The 14,943-nt window shown below is 57.8% G+C and carries 20 protein-coding genes; 5 read left to right on the top strand and 15 right to left on the bottom strand.

Annotation, left to right across the window (positions count from 1 at the left end; all coding sequences use genetic code 11):
- Positions 1-4: 4 nt before the first annotated feature.
- From PHS32_RS16455 to PHS32_RS16385, 15 genes are all read right to left on the bottom strand, one after another.
- On the bottom strand, positions 5-328 hold the full coding sequence (locus tag PHS32_RS16455; RefSeq protein WP_301080138.1) for a helix-turn-helix domain-containing protein: 324 nt from the start codon (positions 326-328) through the stop codon (positions 5-7).
- Positions 315-635 (bottom strand): type II toxin-antitoxin system RelE/ParE family toxin, encoded by a 321-nt coding sequence (locus tag PHS32_RS16450; protein ID WP_301080165.1) that lies wholly within the window; start codon positions 633-635, stop codon positions 315-317. Before PHS32_RS16450 ends, PHS32_RS16455 begins: the two co-directional genes overlap by 14 nt.
- A 166-nt stretch (positions 636-801) precedes the next feature.
- Positions 802-1,029, bottom strand: coding sequence for a hypothetical protein (locus PHS32_RS16445; protein WP_301080137.1), 228 nt, complete (start codon positions 1,027-1,029; stop codon positions 802-804).
- Complete coding sequence (locus PHS32_RS16440; protein ID WP_301080136.1) at positions 1,013-1,651, bottom strand: transcriptional regulator; 639 nt, start codon at positions 1,649-1,651, stop codon at positions 1,013-1,015. Before PHS32_RS16440 ends, PHS32_RS16445 begins: the two co-directional genes overlap by 17 nt.
- A gap of 71 nt (positions 1,652-1,722) precedes the next feature.
- Complete coding sequence (locus tag PHS32_RS16435) at positions 1,723-2,016, bottom strand: type II toxin-antitoxin system RelE/ParE family toxin (RefSeq protein WP_301080135.1); 294 nt, start codon at positions 2,014-2,016, stop codon at positions 1,723-1,725.
- Positions 2,013-2,231, bottom strand: a complete 219-nt coding sequence (locus PHS32_RS16430) for an addiction module protein (protein ID WP_301080134.1) — start codon at positions 2,229-2,231, stop codon at positions 2,013-2,015. Before PHS32_RS16430 ends, PHS32_RS16435 begins: the two co-directional genes overlap by 4 nt.
- Before the next feature lie 25 nt (positions 2,232-2,256).
- Positions 2,257-5,124 carry a DNA methyltransferase gene (locus PHS32_RS16425; RefSeq protein ID WP_301080133.1) on the bottom strand — a complete coding sequence of 956 codons (2,868 nt, stop codon included), beginning with the start codon at positions 5,122-5,124 and terminating at the stop codon, positions 2,257-2,259.
- Between the two features lie 27 nt (positions 5,125-5,151).
- The gene (locus PHS32_RS16420; protein WP_301080132.1) at positions 5,152-5,523 is read right to left on the bottom strand and encodes a DUF2283 domain-containing protein; all 372 of its coding nucleotides are present in this window, start codon (positions 5,521-5,523) and stop codon (positions 5,152-5,154) included.
- 61 nt (positions 5,524-5,584) lie between these two features.
- Positions 5,585-7,123: an ATP-binding protein gene (locus PHS32_RS16415; protein WP_301080130.1), complete on the bottom strand. Its 1,539-nt coding sequence runs from the start codon at positions 7,121-7,123 to the stop codon at positions 5,585-5,587.
- A complete protein-coding gene (locus PHS32_RS16410) occupies positions 7,120-7,623 on the bottom strand; it encodes a hypothetical protein (protein WP_301080129.1) in 504 nt (167 codons plus the stop codon). Before PHS32_RS16410 ends, PHS32_RS16415 begins: the two co-directional genes overlap by 4 nt.
- Before the next feature lie 30 nt (positions 7,624-7,653).
- A complete protein-coding gene (locus PHS32_RS16405) occupies positions 7,654-7,821 on the bottom strand; it encodes a hypothetical protein (RefSeq protein WP_301080128.1) in 168 nt (55 codons plus the stop codon).
- A 315-nt stretch (positions 7,822-8,136) separates the two neighbouring features.
- The gene (locus PHS32_RS16400; RefSeq protein WP_301080127.1) at positions 8,137-8,433 is read right to left on the bottom strand and encodes a helix-turn-helix transcriptional regulator; all 297 of its coding nucleotides are present in this window, start codon (positions 8,431-8,433) and stop codon (positions 8,137-8,139) included.
- Positions 8,430-8,621, bottom strand: coding sequence for a DUF2283 domain-containing protein (locus PHS32_RS16395; RefSeq protein WP_301080126.1), 192 nt, complete (start codon positions 8,619-8,621; stop codon positions 8,430-8,432). Before PHS32_RS16395 ends, PHS32_RS16400 begins: the two co-directional genes overlap by 4 nt.
- The gene (locus tag PHS32_RS16390) at positions 8,618-8,872 is read right to left on the bottom strand and encodes a DUF4258 domain-containing protein (RefSeq protein ID WP_301080125.1); all 255 of its coding nucleotides are present in this window, start codon (positions 8,870-8,872) and stop codon (positions 8,618-8,620) included. Before PHS32_RS16390 ends, PHS32_RS16395 begins: the two co-directional genes overlap by 4 nt.
- Positions 8,872-10,683, bottom strand: coding sequence for a glutamine--tRNA ligase/YqeY domain fusion protein (locus tag PHS32_RS16385; RefSeq protein ID WP_301080124.1), 1,812 nt, complete (start codon positions 10,681-10,683; stop codon positions 8,872-8,874). Before PHS32_RS16385 ends, PHS32_RS16390 begins: the two co-directional genes overlap by 1 nt.
- Before the next feature lie 191 nt (positions 10,684-10,874).
- On the opposite strand from PHS32_RS16385, the gene PHS32_RS16380 reads away from it, so the two are divergent.
- The 5 genes from PHS32_RS16380 (at position 10,875) to PHS32_RS16360 (ending at position 14,941) form a co-directional block, all read left to right on the top strand.
- Entirely contained in the window at positions 10,875-11,279 is a 405-nt protein-coding gene (locus PHS32_RS16380; protein ID WP_301080123.1) for a hypothetical protein, read from the top strand.
- 136 nt (positions 11,280-11,415) lie between these two features.
- The gene (locus tag PHS32_RS16375; RefSeq protein ID WP_301080122.1) at positions 11,416-12,072 is read left to right on the top strand and encodes a hypothetical protein; all 657 of its coding nucleotides are present in this window, start codon (positions 11,416-11,418) and stop codon (positions 12,070-12,072) included.
- Positions 12,069-12,743, top strand: coding sequence for an ABC transporter ATP-binding protein (locus tag PHS32_RS16370; RefSeq protein ID WP_301080121.1), 675 nt, complete (start codon positions 12,069-12,071; stop codon positions 12,741-12,743). The genes PHS32_RS16375 and PHS32_RS16370 overlap by 4 nt, the downstream gene beginning before the upstream one ends.
- Positions 12,740-13,960 carry an FtsX-like permease family protein gene (locus tag PHS32_RS16365; protein WP_301080120.1) on the top strand — a complete coding sequence of 407 codons (1,221 nt, stop codon included), beginning with the start codon at positions 12,740-12,742 and terminating at the stop codon, positions 13,958-13,960. Before PHS32_RS16370 ends, PHS32_RS16365 begins: the two co-directional genes overlap by 4 nt.
- Positions 13,961-14,182: 222 nt before the next feature.
- Positions 14,183-14,941: an outer membrane lipoprotein-sorting protein gene (locus tag PHS32_RS16360; RefSeq protein WP_301080119.1), complete on the top strand. Its 759-nt coding sequence runs from the start codon at positions 14,183-14,185 to the stop codon at positions 14,939-14,941.
- Positions 14,942-14,943 lie beyond the last annotated feature (2 nt).

Raw genomic sequence — 14,943 nt, 5'->3', positions numbered from 1 at the left:
ATCGCTACGCCGCCGCCAAAGACTTGAATACCTGTCGCAAAACTTTTGGTTGCTGCTCAGCAATCGTAATCAGGCTGCGCGCCGCGCCCGAAGGTTGCCTGCGGCCTTGCTCCCAATCCTGCAGCGTGCGCACGGATACGCCCAATAAACCGGCAAACTCGGCCTGCGAAAGACCAGACTTCATGCGCGCAGCCGTTACCGGCGGAACTTCCACGCGGGCAACCACCCGGCCTTTGCCCGCCTTCATCTGACGCACTGAAGCCAGCAGCTCTGCGCCTATGTCCCGCTTGGCGTCACGGGCTCGCAATTGCTTTTCAGTCATCGGCATTTTCAATCTCCTGCTTGATCTGTTTCAACACATTGGCGGGTACGTTGTCGCGTGCGCTTTTGGCGTACATCAGCAGCAACCAAATCTCACCGTTGGCAAGTCGGTTGAAATACACAACCCGTACGCCGCCCCGTTTGCCTGTTCCCTTGCGATTCCACCGAACTTTTCGCACGCCGCCTGAGCCGGGAACGACGTCACCGGCCTCGGGCGTGTGCGCAAGCCACGACGCGAATTCACCTCTTTCGTCTTCGTCCCAATAGTCGGGCCAAAGGCTCTGAAACAACGGCGTTTCGACGATGGTGAGCATCATTGGCGAATTATACGGCTTTGCCGTACAAGCCCGCATATTTCATACAACACCACTGTACGGTCCAATTTGGGCTGATTCCAGCCAGTGCAGAATTTCTTCGACCAGGGCGATCCGCTCCAACGCGGGGAGTTGCGCGACTTGCCAGGAAAGGGGCATGGTGGGGTCAGCTTTTGCTCAGCGCTTGAGCTACGGCCTGAGTGGCAGCGATCAGGTCTTTGACCAAGCGTTCATCCACATCGAGCAAGCCCTCGTATTCGCCCAGGTTGCGCGTGTTGTGGCACTTGTCCAGCACCCGCCAAACCTCCGGTCCCAAACCCAGCGTGTGGGGTAGCACCTGAAACACGATGTACCGGTTGCCGGCCCCGCACAGGTTTTCAAGCTCTGGGTGCATGGAGTTGTTCCTCGCTTCCTAGCAGCCATATCCTGGGTTGCTTGAGCACACGCGTGACAAACGCGTTGTCGAGTTTGATTCGCTTGGCGATTTCAGTCGGCGTGTACAGCGTGGGGTTGACCTTGCGACCCAGCGTGGCGGCGGCGCCTTCGAGCGCGCCGAATACGTCGGCATAACCCAGACTTGCGCTCACGATCATCACGTCAACGTCGCTGTGGGCCGTGTCCTGCTGCTTGGCGACCGAGCCATAAACAAACGCCAGATCAATCTGGCCGCTGAGTGGCGCCAAGGCTACCCTCAGCACATCGGCCAACCCCATGGTCTTGAGTACCAGCCCGCGCAGTTCAGCAAACACAGGCGCACTCGGATTGGCCTGATAGTGCTTCTGATTGCCCTGCTTGGTGACCGTGAGCAAACCAGCCTCGGACAACGCCGCCAGTTCACGCTGTACAGCACCTGTGCCCGACTGCGCCAGTGCAATCACCTGGTTGGCGTAAAAACTGCGGCCCGGGTTGCCAAACAACACCGCCAGCACGCGCTGTCGCCCCTTGGGGAAGAGTGCGTCTGCGAGGCTGGACGTTCTTTCAAGTTTGGTTGCAATACCCATAATGGGGTTGATCATACCTTAAATGGGGTTTTTGACCGCAGAGCTTGATGCCGCAACTGGCGCAGGTCGGGCGCCTGTATTCGCCTTCATCCAACCCGCTCAGACCAGTACTCAGGCTTGCGATGTAAATGGGCAACTGCAATCACCAGAATGTTGTTGTCTTCAATGGCGTAAATCACACCATAAGGAAAACGTTTCAGTCGACAGCGCCGGGTGCTGGCACTCAGGGGATGCCAGGCCGTGGGAAACTGCCGAATCAAAGCTAAAGCGTGGACAACCTCGACCAAAAATCGTTCACCCAGTCCGGCGCTTTGAACTTCGTACCATTGCACCGCCTCATCCAATTCAACCTGGGCAGCGGGTAGCAGGCTGAGGTTCATGGCAAGTGGTATTTGGCCAAAACTTCAGACAGGGGAATGGCCTGGACTTGTCCTTGTCGGTAAGCCGTGAGGCGGTTTTCAGCTTCTATAGCCCACAGGGCATCGACCGAGACATCGGGTGCATCGAGCCGATGCAGAATTTCTTCGACCAGGGCGATCTGCTCCAACGCGGGGAGTTGCGCGATTTGCTGATGCAGGACTTGCGTTTGTGACATTTGGGTTCTCCTGGGAGGCGATACTTTACTGCGATGCGGCAGCTTTTGCGCGGCGCTTGGGGCGGGCGGAATCGGTGGGCAGCAGGCTGGTGTACTTCTGGTACAGCTCAAACAAAAAGGCCACGCGCTCGGCGTCACTTCTGTAGCTCTTTTTGCCGCCACTGCGCTCATAGGCCTTGTCGACGGCGGCATCCAACTTCTGATGCGCTCTGAGCAATTCGGGCGGCATGGTCAACGGGTCGTACAGGTCGGCCAGCGTGGTGGGTTGTTCGCCAGACTGGAACTTGGCACGCACGTCGAGCACCGCCTGGGCAGCAGTTTCGATAGCTGTTTGCGATCTATCTACTGTGGCTACCGGCTGATTTGATTTTGAATTTTGGGACAAGTCGGGCCAGGGGAAGTTGTTGTAGACGATGTCTTTGGAGTAGCGATACCGACTTTCAAGGCGGCCACAGGTATAGCGCATCCATGCGTTGTGCATGCTGCTTGAAAGAATGCCGAAATCGTACTTCGAGGCGTCGCTTGTCATTAGGCAAGCGTCTCCTGTGATCATCGATGCCTCGACAAAACCGATTGGGATAAATGGACGATTTTCCGAAGAATGTCTAGGCAATACCAGGTACGACTTCACTGGCATGTTGTGAACATGAAAGCGCGTCGGTGTGGCAGCTAGCTTCTGTGTTGGTGGACTCTTGCTGGCCAGCCGAAATACCCTGACCGCCTGCACCCGCTTCATGGCTTCCGGCATGGCACGCAGTTCGCCGGGCGGGCAGTCGCCTAGCCACAGGCACCAGCGTTCATACCCGTTGATCAATTCATCGGCGCCAATCCAGCGGCGGAACCACTTGGTGCTGGCGGGCTCGACGGCGATGAAAGCCAGTTTTTCGTCACGGGTAAACAGGTAATTGCCATCATCAATCGGCTTGTTTCCGATACCGATTTCCGGCACGTTGCAAATGGGTGATGAACGGCGCGGCAGCACCACGTCGGGCGCATCGACCAGGTAAGGATTGATGTTGGCCGCTGGCACTGCATGCGGTTCGCCCTTGATGTTGTCGTACTCGTAAATCACCTTGCCCGGCCGGTCTTCCAACCCGAAACCTATGATCACGCAATGCACGGCTGCCTTGCCTCGTGCCTCGTTGTTCCAACTGAAAGTGCGGTGCGCAAAGTGGATGTGCATGCCCTGCGCTAGCAACCAACCCCACAGTACGCCAACTTGTTCGCCTTGCGTGATGCTGTTGGTGGAGACGAAGGCACACCGGGCGGATGGTTCGAGTCCCTTCCTGGGCACCTTTATGTATTGCGCTGCCTTCACATACCAAGCCGCGACAAAGTCCAGTAGCCCGGCGTTGTCGATACCAGCAAACACGGCACGCGTGTCTTCGCGCTGCACGTCATCCATGAACTTGGCGCCCACAAACGGTGGATTCCCAAGCACAAAGCTACACCGTTCCGCTGGCAACACTTCATTCCAATCCAAGCGCAGCGCATTCCCGTTCACGATATGCGGCGTGGTGCGCAACGGAATGCGGGCGAAGTACATGCCGAACTCTTCGCTCACGCGCAGGTTCATCTGGTGGTCCATTAGCCACAGTGCCACCTGCGCAATCTGGGCCGGAAACTCCTCAATCTCAATGCCGTAGAACTGATCGACATTGATGCCGATGAGTCCATGAATGTCGACGCCCATTTGCCTGTCGGAAATACTGCTGCGCAACACTTCCAGCTCCAGCAGGCGCAGCTCGCGGTAGCTGATGACGAGGAAGTTTCCGCAGCCGCAGGCTGGGTCAAAAAAAGTCAGAAGCCGCAGTTTTTTGTGAAACTCAAACAGCTTGTTGCGGTTACCTTTGACCTTGTTGAACTCTGCCCACAGATCGTCCAGAAACAGCGGCTTGATCAGCTTGAGAATGTTTTCTTCGGACGTGTAATGCGCGCCCAGATTGCGGCGCGCCTTGTCATCCATGATGCTCTGGAACAGGCTGCCGAAAATGGCGGGGCTAATGGCCGACCAGTCAAGTGCGCAAGCGTCCAACAGGGCCTCGCGCATGGCACTGGTGAAATCGGCCATGGGCAACGGTTCCTCAAACAGCTTGCCATTCACATAGGGGAAGGCGGCGACCTGCTCGTCCAGCGCCTGGCTGCGTTTGCTCGGGCCAGCGCCCCCGGTGCCGTCCTCGGTGTTGAGCACCTGAAACAACTGCGCCAGCCGTGAGCCCAGGTCGGAGCCATCAGTTGACGTGCGCTCCTCGATAAAAGTACGAAACGATTGCGCGGGTTGAAAGATGCCGGTGTCATCGGCAAACAGACAAAACAGCAGACGCACCAGCAGCACTTCCAGCGGGTGCCCGGTGTAGCCGCTGGCTTTTAGCGCATCGTGCAGCCGCCCCATGCGCTCGGCGGCCTTGATGTTGACCGGGTCTTGCGGCTTGATCTCCAGCGCCTTGTAGCCCGCGATGAAACCAAAGAGCTTGATGTTTTTGTGCAGGTCCTTGAGCGCAAATTCAAAGGTCTCATTGGTGGTGAGGCGATGGACCCGGAAATGAGCGAAGTCGCACACGATGACGAGTTGCGGCAAGTCGCGCTCGGCAATGCCGGGGAAGTACGACAGCGCCTGCGTCAGCGCCGCATCCAGATTTTTGCCGCGCGATTTTTGCTCCACCAGCAGCATGCCGGGCCAGAACAGATCGACAAAACCGTCTACTCGGGCTTTCTCACCCAACAATTTTTTGACGGCGTGCTCGAAGGTGGCCACGCGCTTGTCGGTGATGCCAAAGATTTCAAAGAAGTCAATCCAGAACGGCTTGCCCTGGCTGTCTTCATTGGCGGCGTCTGCCCAGGTGCGGCTGAAGGTCAGCGCGCGGGATTTGATTTCGTTCCAGGAGAGAGGCATGGTGGGGTCAACTGTTCTTGTTCTTGGTTACGCGTGGTGGCTTCCTGAAACCATGCGGCTGCGATGCATTCTTTTGGCGTCAAGCAAAACGATTTCGACAATCGTGCCGTCCGCTGCATAGCCGATATGGGTGTTCCAGTCCCGCGACACTTCGCGCGTGATGGGCTTGTCCGACATACGGAGGTGCAAGATGTCGTCCTGCTCAGCGTAGTTGGATTGCACGGCCAAATTATTGACGTCTACCCGTTGACCGGCCTGTTGCACATCAAGGCCGACCAATGTGCCGCTGGCATCGAAATCAAGCACCACACCATCGGTCACCTCGTCTGAGGCCACCGATGCGCAGTCGCCCAAGTGGATATAGAGCGAGTCGGTTGCTTTGTCGTATGCAATATTCATGGTGACATCATCGAATAATCGGAATCTGTCCCCGATTTCCCCCAATTTCCCCTATGTGAATTCAATCGGATACGAAAACTGGAAGGCGCCGTAAATCCTTAGCGAGCAACTGTGATAAATCTGCTGGGAATATTTTAACGCTTCGAGCGGCTCGAATACCAACGTAGAATCCGAAGTCGAGCATCAAAGCCTGGTAAACAACTCCAGCACTCGATGGTGTAATACCCTCGTGGAGGGTATGCACTAAACGAAGAGCAACAAGCTTTTGCATCGCACCCCAGTCACTGGTATTATGATCAATTTTGAATAGAAAAGCGTTAGTTTTCTTTCTTGCAATACAAAAATCCTTCACGCGATCTAGGAGTTCTGAAATGGAATCGTCACCTGACGGAATATCACTCTGAATATCTTGTAATTTTATTTGCGCAGCTTCTGATGCTGCAGTATTTACTGCAGTTACAGTCACCATTCTTTGTGATTTAACTAAAGCCTTTGCTATTGCTTGAGAAAATAAACTTAGTGCATCCCTGGGTACGGCAGCAGCAACAAGAACTAATCGAGCCATAGCGGCATCTTCAATTAAATATCTTATGCCCGGCAGTCCACAATACTTAGCGTGCGCATCTAAAATCCCCTCAATATGTTCAAGGGATTTATGAGGCATCGTCAAGTTGTAATCAAGCCGAAGTATCTGCGCATCATGTGGTGCTTGAAGACCGGTTTGTTCAGCGGCATTCCATAGGTTGCAAAGTTGTTCAATTCCAGACGCTTTAATGTAGGATGAATTACCTCTCGTGCATGCGTATAGAGCGCTGAGTAGTTGAGGCTGAAGCGTTCTGTCGAGTAGGTGCAAATCGTCAATAAAAATAGTAAATGCCCGCTTGGGCGAAGCAATAGTTGCAATCAATGCCCTCAATTTTGGTATTAGTTTTAGCGTTCTTGCTTGAGTCCTGTTGTTTGAAGACTCGGATTCGGCAATTTCACCAAATTTCATAGATATTTCGTCTGCGTCGCTTCCGTTGGCTCCACTGGATTTGAGTTGTTGAATTATTTCAACCAATATTGACGGGATTGAGTGGAAATCCTTACGCCCGTTGTATGTCTGCATTGCAATCCATGCATACTGACCATCAATACGCCTTAGTTGATGCATCGCATATCCCAAAAGGCTACTTTTGCCGGCGCCACGTCGACCAAAAACAATGCAATTGGCATTACTTACTACTATCTCCTCGAAATTTGAAACCGATGGAGTGTAGCGTTCCAAGAATTCCGGTCCAAAGGTATTTTTGTCGACAGTTAGGCTTTCCGATATTTCTCGTCGAAATAGCTTCGTTTCAGGAAGTGAAAGCCTAGAGGCCGGCTTTACCTTTCTCTTTCCAACTATCAGTCTATCTTTGAAATCAGAAGTATCTTCAAGATTTTCATTGACAATGTCGCATGCGGCAATAATTTTTGCACTGGGTGAGGCTGACTCAAAAACAATGTATTCACCATCTGGACGACGTTTTATACTCCAGTCGAGGCTTATACCACCAAGTTGAGCCGCCACTTTTTCAGCAACTCCTCCTGCGGATTGTTCGATGGTTTTCGTAATCATAAAATAATCCCAGCCTTTTTAAGATAATTTCTACAATCGATCAAGAACTCATCAACCTTTTGCTCTAGTTCTTTTGTGGTTGCGAACAGATCTCCTTCTTGTCCGAGGTGACTGTAGTCCGCCAAATTTCTATCATCTCGCAATTGTCTAAGCATCGAGCCGTGAATTGTTCGTTGATTCAGGCTGGGTGGCAGGTTATCTATATCTTTGTGATCACTTACATCAGTTGAATACTTACCACTGTCTTGAAGTTGAATTGCTCGCCGTATGTTGTAAGCAGCATAATAAAGGCGTGATACTTTTTGTCGCCAGTATTTTTGATCAATATTCTTTGCAAACGAATAATGATCCATGCCAAGTTGAAATAGCAGTTGAATCTCCAGAATTACCGCTTTCTTAATGTTTTCTAATGCAATATCGTCAAGTATTCCCTTGAGGTTATTTATTGTTGTATACGGATTTCCTATGAGTAAGACATGTGGTGATACTAGATTTTTCATGTGGAGCCTTCTTCCCTTTCGGCGGTTTCATTACTTTCCCCCATCCCTCGACCCCACCGCCAGATTAAACACCGGCTTGCCCGCTGCATGATCCACCCGGTCCGCCACAAAGTAGCCATGCCGCTCGAACTGGAACTTGTCATCCGCCGTTGCGCTGGCCAGTGAGGGTTCGACAATCGCTTTCACCGCTTTCAGCAAACGGGGTTGCGCACGGCTGAGCCGGCCCAATTTTGGGTAGGCAACTTCAGACCCTGCGCTGCGAGGTGCTTCTTGGCTTGGCTGGATGCGTGTTTCAATGCTTGAGCAATTTTGCCTTGCGCCGTCGCCGGGCGGGTTAAGGCGGTGCTCTTCACAGAGCGAGTTGTTTTAGACTGAGCCATTTTTCTGGTTCCTCCGCATAAGTGCGACGTGCAGTACCGTGGGCAATTGGCTTGAGTGTGCCAGATGCATTTCCAGAGCTGGCAAGCGATCAGCCATTGGCGTCGGGCAGGACCGAGGCAGTGATGCGATGCATCAGGCAGCTTTCTTCAAAGACAACTTCACGGTGTAGCCCAACTGCGCGGCGACGTTCACCAGTGCATCCAGCGTGAATTTGTGCGTACGGTTTTTGATCAGATCGTTCATGCGCGGTTGCGTGATGCCCGCGCGCTTGGCGGCTTCGGCTTGCGTGATGCCGAGCTTGTCTATCACTTTGCGGATGTGTATGACCAGATCACCGCGCAGCAACAAGTTTTGTGCTTCGGCTTTCGGAAACCCCAAGTCGCGAAAGACGTTGTTGCTTCCCGACACAATTGCCAGGCCAGAGGTCAAGCTGCTTTCCTGAACTCAAGTGGCAGCAGGCCTTCCTTCTTGGCATCAAGTAGCACGATTTCGACAATCGTGCCGTCTTCGGCGTAGCTGACGTTGGTATGCCAGTCTTGCGATACTTCGCGCACGATGGGCTTGTCCGATACGCGGATTTGCAGAATGTCGTCGTTTTCGAAGTAGATACTTTTCATGGCAAGGGTTCCCAGTGGTGCATGATGGTTTTGACCACTACCGCATTTTCAATCACAGCGGCGACACAAAGCAAGTTGTCTGTGCGGGCGGGCAGATATTTGTATAGCCAATAGTGGGCGTTGCCTGCATCTTTGAGGTTGCCGGTATCAATGATTTCCAGCACCAAAGCGGCATTCATGTCGCGCTCTGCCATGCGCAGTCTGGCATGTTCTGTCAGTACCACCGGCAAATCAAAGCGCGTGCTGTGCATTACTTCCCCCACCCATCCCTCAACCCCACCGCCAGATTAAACACCGGCTTGCCCGCCGCATGATCCACTCGGTCCGCCACAAAGTAGCCGTGGCGTTCAAACTGGAACTTGTCGTCAGTCTTCGCGCTGGCCAGTGACGGCTCCACGATGGCGCGCACCACTTTCAGGCTGTTGGGGTTCAGGCTTTCGATGAAGTCCTTGCCGCCGGCATCGGGTTGTTCGTCGGTGAACAGGCGGTCGTAGAGGCGCACTTCGGCCGGGATGCCGTCGGCCACCGCGACCCAGGTGATCACGCCTTTGACCTTGACGGCGTTGGCGCCGGGCGTGCCGCTCTTGGTGTCGGGTACCAGCACCGCGTGCACCTCGCGGATCTTGCCTTCGGGTTCTTTGCTGTAGCCGGTGCACTCGATCACATGGCCGTATTTCAGGCGCACCTTGTTGCCGGGATAGAGTCTAAAGAACCCTTTGGGCGGCACTTCCTCGAAATCGGTGCGGTCAATCCACACCTCTTTGCCGATCTTGAATTGCCGCTGGCCCAGTTCCGGGTGGTGCGGGTGCAGCGGGGCGCTGCAATCATCCAGCGTACCGGCGCCCATCACCTCGTCCCAGTTGCTCAGCACCAGCTTCAGCGGGTCCAGCACGGCCATGGCGCGCGGCGCCGACACGTCCAGCGTTTCGCGCAGGCAGCCTTCCAAAGTGCTGTAGTCGATCCAACTGTCGCTCTTGGTCACGCCAATGCGCTCGGCAAACAGTTGAATCGCTTCGGGCGTGTAGCCGCGCCGACGCAGGCCCACGATGGTGGGCATGCGCGGGTCGTCCCAGCCGCTCACGCGCTTGTCGTAAACCAGGGCCGCGAGCTTGCGTTTGCTGGTGATGACATAGGTGAGATTGAGGCGCGCAAATTCGTACTGATGCGGATGCGGCTGCGCCAGCAGGCCGCCTTCGCACAAGCGGTCCAGCAGCCAGTCGTAGAACGGGCGCTGGTCTTCAAACTCCAGTGTGCAGATGCTGTGCGTGATCTGCTCCAGCGCGTCCTCGATCGGGTGCGCGTAGGTGTACATGGGGTAGATGCACCATTTGTCGCCGGTGTTGTGGTGCGTGGCGCGGCGGATGCGGTAGATGGCCGGGTCGCGCATATTGATGTTGGGGCTGGCCATGTCGATCCTGGCGCGCAGCACCATGGCGCCGTCTTCGTGTTGGCCATCGCGCATTTCCCTGAATCGCGCCAGGTTCTCGATGGGCGTGCGGCCCCTGAACGGGCTGTCGACGCCGGGCTTGCCGAAGTCGCCGCGGTTGTCGCGCATGGCTTCCGCGCTTTGCTCGTCCACGTAAGCGTGGCCGGCCTCGATCAAGCATTCCGCCGCGCGGTACATGAAGTCGAAGTAGTCGCTGGCCTGGTAGGGCGCGGCATCCGCTGCGCCGTTCCACTCGAAGCCCAGCCAGCGCACGGCGTCGAGGATGGAGTTGACGTATTCAACATCTTCCTTCTCGGGGTTGGTGTCGTCAAAGCGCAGGTGGCAGACGCCGCCATAGTCGCGTGCCAGGCCGAAGTTCAGGCAGATGCTCTTGGCATGGCCCACGTGCAGGTAGCCGTTGGGCTCGGGCGGAAAGCGGGTGCGGATCTTGGCCGGGTCGAGGCCACCCTGGGCATGGTGCGCCGCGTCGCCCGGGCTACCGCCCCAGTGGCGCGTGGCGTAGGTGCCCTTGGCCAGGTCGTGCTCGATGATCTGGCGCAGGAAGTTGCTGGGTTTGACGGTTTCGCTGGCAGCCGCTGCGGCTGGCTTGGGTGTTGCGGGGGTAGGGGAGCTCATTGGGCGATTTTAGACGCCGATATACGCTGAAGTAGCGCTTTTCGACTGGCCTGAAGCGGCCCCGGAGAAGCCGCCTCTGTTACGTCTGGCAATCTATTTCACACAAACGACGCCATCCTGAGGCGCCCCGGCCGCGTTAGACACACACGGGCAAACCTCTGCCCCGTGTGTTTCTTAGAAGGAGAACTCTCATGAAGATCAAGCGTTTGACATCTGGCTTGGTGGTGGCGGCCGGCGTGGCCCTGGCGACGTTGGGCATGGCGGGTACGGCACAGGCGCAAAACGTGTTCTGGTCGCTGGGCCTGTCCTCGCCCGGTGTGCAACTGGGGGTCAGCAGCGCGCCGCCCATGATGGTGGTGCAACCCAGCTACCAGCCGGTCTACGAAACGGTGTACGAGTCGCGCCCGGTGTATGTGGCGCCGCGTCCGGTGGTCTATGCGCGCCCGGCGACTATGTATGTGGCACCGCCCGTCTACCTTCAGGCCGACTGGCGCTACCCCGGCTACCGCCGCGGCTGGCAGCGGCAGGAGCGCCATGAGTATCAAGGCCGTGACGGCGAGCGCGGCGGCCATGGCGGGCATGATCGCCGTGACTGAGGTCGTTTTGTCTCACGCCACTTTCTAGACGTTTCGCGCCTGCGCAAGGCGCTTCGTCGCAATCCGGGTGCATGGGTAGCACGGGCTGAATACGCTTCAGCCCGTTCGCATCATTTCTCATCAAGAGGACTTACCCATGACATTCAAATTGACACCCAAATTTTCGCTTCGCCTGCTGGCGGTCGGCGCGGCCGTGCTGCTGTCGGTCTCGGCGCAGGCGCTGCCGGAGGCGCAGTTCCAGCCGGCTTTCGAGCAGTTTCTGCAAGCCGCCAAGGGCGGCGACACGGCGATCGAAAAATCCGCCGATAGCTTCAACGCCTTGCTCAGGAGCGAGCCCGCCAATCCGGTGCTGATGGCTTACGCCGGCGCCAGCACGGCGATGCTGGCCACCACCACCTGGCTGCCCTGGAAGAAGATGAGCTACGCCGAAGACGGCATGGCGCTGCTGGACAAGGCGCTGGCGCTGTTGACCGCCGCGCACAACGCCCCCTTGCAGCACAGCACCCCGGCGGTACTGGAAGTGCGTTTTGTGGCGGCCAATACTTTTCTGGCGGTGCCCGGTTTCATGAACCGCGGCGCGCGCGGCGCCAAGCTCTTGAACGAGGTCTTGTCGAGCCCCTTGCTGGCCAGCAGCCCGCTGGAGTTCCGGGGCAACGTCTGGCTGGCCGGTGCCGCGCTGGCCACCAAGGAAAAGCGCCTGGACGACGCGCACAAATACCTCAATCAGGTGATCCAGACCGGTGCGCCGCAGGCGGAAGCGGCCCGTGCCCAACTCAAGGCGCTGGCATCATGAGCGCCAGCGTTGTTGAACTGCACGCGGTGCACAAGACCTACCATCTGGGCCAGCACGTGATACCGGCACTGCGCGGCGTGGACCTGAGCGTGCAGCGCGGCGAGCTGCTGGCGCTGACCGGCCCCTCGGGCAGCGGCAAGAGCACCATCCTGAACCTGTGCGGCCTGATCGATACGCCCGACTCGGGCGACATCGTGCTGGGCGGTCAAAAGGTCAACGGCCTGGACGAAGTGCAGCGCACCTTGCTGCGCCGCGACGCGCTGGGCTTTGTGTTCCAGAACTTCAATCTGGTGCCGGTCATGACGGTGTTTGACAACGTCGACTACCCGCTGTTCATCGCCGGTGTGCCGATGGCCGAGCGGCGCGACCGGGTGGCGGCGCAACTCAAGGCGGTAGGCCTGCAAGAGCACGCGCAGCACCGGCCCGATGCCTTGTCGGGCGGCCAGCGCCAGCGCGTCGCCATTGCCCGTGCGCTGGTCAAGCGCCCGCGGCTGGTGATTGCCGATGAGCCGACCGCCAGCCTGGATTCGCACACCGCCGACCAGGTGCTGGACCTGATGCGCGAACTGGGCCATGCCGAGGGCGCCGCTTTTGTTATTGCCACCCACGACAGCCGCCTGACCGGCCGTTGCGACCGGGTGCTGGCGCTGCTCGACGGGAGGCTGCAATGATCTCGACGAAGTGGTTGAAATTTGCGGTGCAGAACACCTTGCGCAACCGGCGCCGTTCGCTGGTCACGGTGTCGATTGCGGCCTTGGGCACGGCGGCCATTCTGGTGGCGGCAGGGTTTGCCTTGTCCACCTACCGGGGCTTGTCCGAGATGGCGGCGCGCAGCACCGGGCATCTGATCATCGGCAAGCCGGACCAGTTCAACAAGGACGAGGACATCCCCTTGCAGCATGGGCTGGACAATGCCGGCGAGCTGCGCAGCCGTCTGCTGGCCGACCCCCAAGTGCGCCAGGTGTTGCCGCGCGTGGAGTTCAGCGGCTTGATCAGCAACGGCGAGAAGTCCACCGTGATGCTGGCCGCCGGCATCGACCCGGACAGCGAGTTTGCCGTGAAGGGACCGTTTCTGACCGTCACCGCCGGCGACGTGTTGGCCAGCGGCTCCAAAGAGGCCGAGGTCATGCTGGGCGAAGGCCTGGCCAAGAGCCTCAAAGCCAAGCCGGGCAGCAGCCTGACGCTGTTGGCCAGCACCACCGAGGGCGCCCTGAACGCCATGGACGTGCGGGTCAAGGGCGTCTTTTCCACCGGCGTGCCGGACATGGACCGGCGCCTCGTCTACACCGACATTGCGACCGCGCAGAAGTTGCTCAACACGCAAAAAGTCTCCACTCTGGGTGTCTTCCTGAGCCGGATGGACCTGACCGACGCGGCCCGGCAGCGCTTTGCCGCGGCCAATCCGGCGCTGACGGTGCAGACCTGGCTGGACCAGGCTTTCTTCTACAAGTCGGTGCGCGACCTGTACAACCGCATCTTCGGCGCGCTGGGACTCATCATCGGCTTGATCGTGGTGTTTGTGGTGACCAATGCGATGGCCATGGCGATCATCGAGCGCACCCGTGAAATCGGCACCTTGCGCGCCATGGGCACCTTGCCGCGCCAGTTGCTGCGCACGCTGGGCCTGGAGGGCATGGTGCTGGGCGGTGTCGGTGCCATGGCGGGCGCCCTGGTGGCGATCGCGGTCACCGTGTTCTTGCTGGTGGTGCCGGTCGAGATGCCGCCGCCGCCAGGCCAGTCGAAAGGCTATCCGCTGATCATCACCTTCGACCTGACCGTCTACCTGGTGACGATGCTGACCATGGTCACCCTGACCGTGCTGGCCTCGGTCTGGGTGGCCCGCAAGACCGTCAACATGCCAGTGGTGGATGCCCTGGCCCATACCTGAAACCTTGAGGATAAGGATGGTCATTGCCGCCACGTCTGTCATTGCCGCCACTTCTGTCATTGCGACTAGCTCTGTCAATGCCGCCAATTCTGTCATTGCGGGCTTGACCCGCAATCCATGGATCCCGGGTCAAGCCCGGGATGACAGTCAAGCAAGCCAGGGATGACAGTCAAGTGAGCTTGCGATGACAGCCAACTTCAATTTTGTCTACAAGAGACTTCCATGAAACCAATTCAATACTTCATCGCGGCCGCCTTCACGCTGGCCGCACTGGCGGCCCAGGCGCAGGACGTCACGGCCTTGCTGAAAGCCACCGACAAGTTCCGCATGAGCGCCGACAACCTGCAGGTGGAGACGCAGATCAATGTGCTCAATGCCGACGGCTCGCCCGACAAGGAGCGCCGCTACACCGTGTTTGCGCAGACCGGGCGCCAGTCGCTGGTGCTGATGCAAAGCCCGGCCGAGAAAGGCCAGAAAGTGCTGATGCTGGGCGACGACTTCTGGCTCCTGATGCCCAGCAGCCAGCGCCCGCTGCGCATCACGCCGATGCAAAAGCTGCTGGGCGATGCCTCCACCGGCGACGTCGCCACCATGAGCTGGGCCGAGGACTACAACGGCAAGCTTGCGGGCGAGGAAGCGTGCGAGGAGGGCGCCGCGGCGGCCAAGCAGACCTGCCTGCACCTGAGCCTGAACGCGCGGCGCAAGGGCGTGACCTACCAGCGCATCGAGCTGTGGATAGGCAAGACGCGGCATGAGCCGGTGCGCGCCGATTTGTACGTGCTGTCGGACAAGCTGGCCAAGCAGGCGCGCTTTGTCATGGACAAGCCCGGCGCGCCGACCATGGTGACCGAGATGGTGTTGGCCGATCAGGTCAGCAACCACAAGACCACCCATGTGCGCTACTTGAGCCGCAAGGAACGCCAGGTGCCGCCGCAGTGGCTGAACCCGATGTTCCTGGTGCGCAACCCGCCCCTGGAGTAAGC

Origin of the sequence: Rhodoferax sp. (assembly GCF_028714215.1) — a bacterium.
Classification (GTDB): domain Bacteria; phylum Pseudomonadota; class Gammaproteobacteria; order Burkholderiales; family Burkholderiaceae_C; genus Rhodoferax.
Note: the sequence above shows the minus strand (reverse complement) of the source record. Positions and strands in the feature narration are given on the sequence as shown.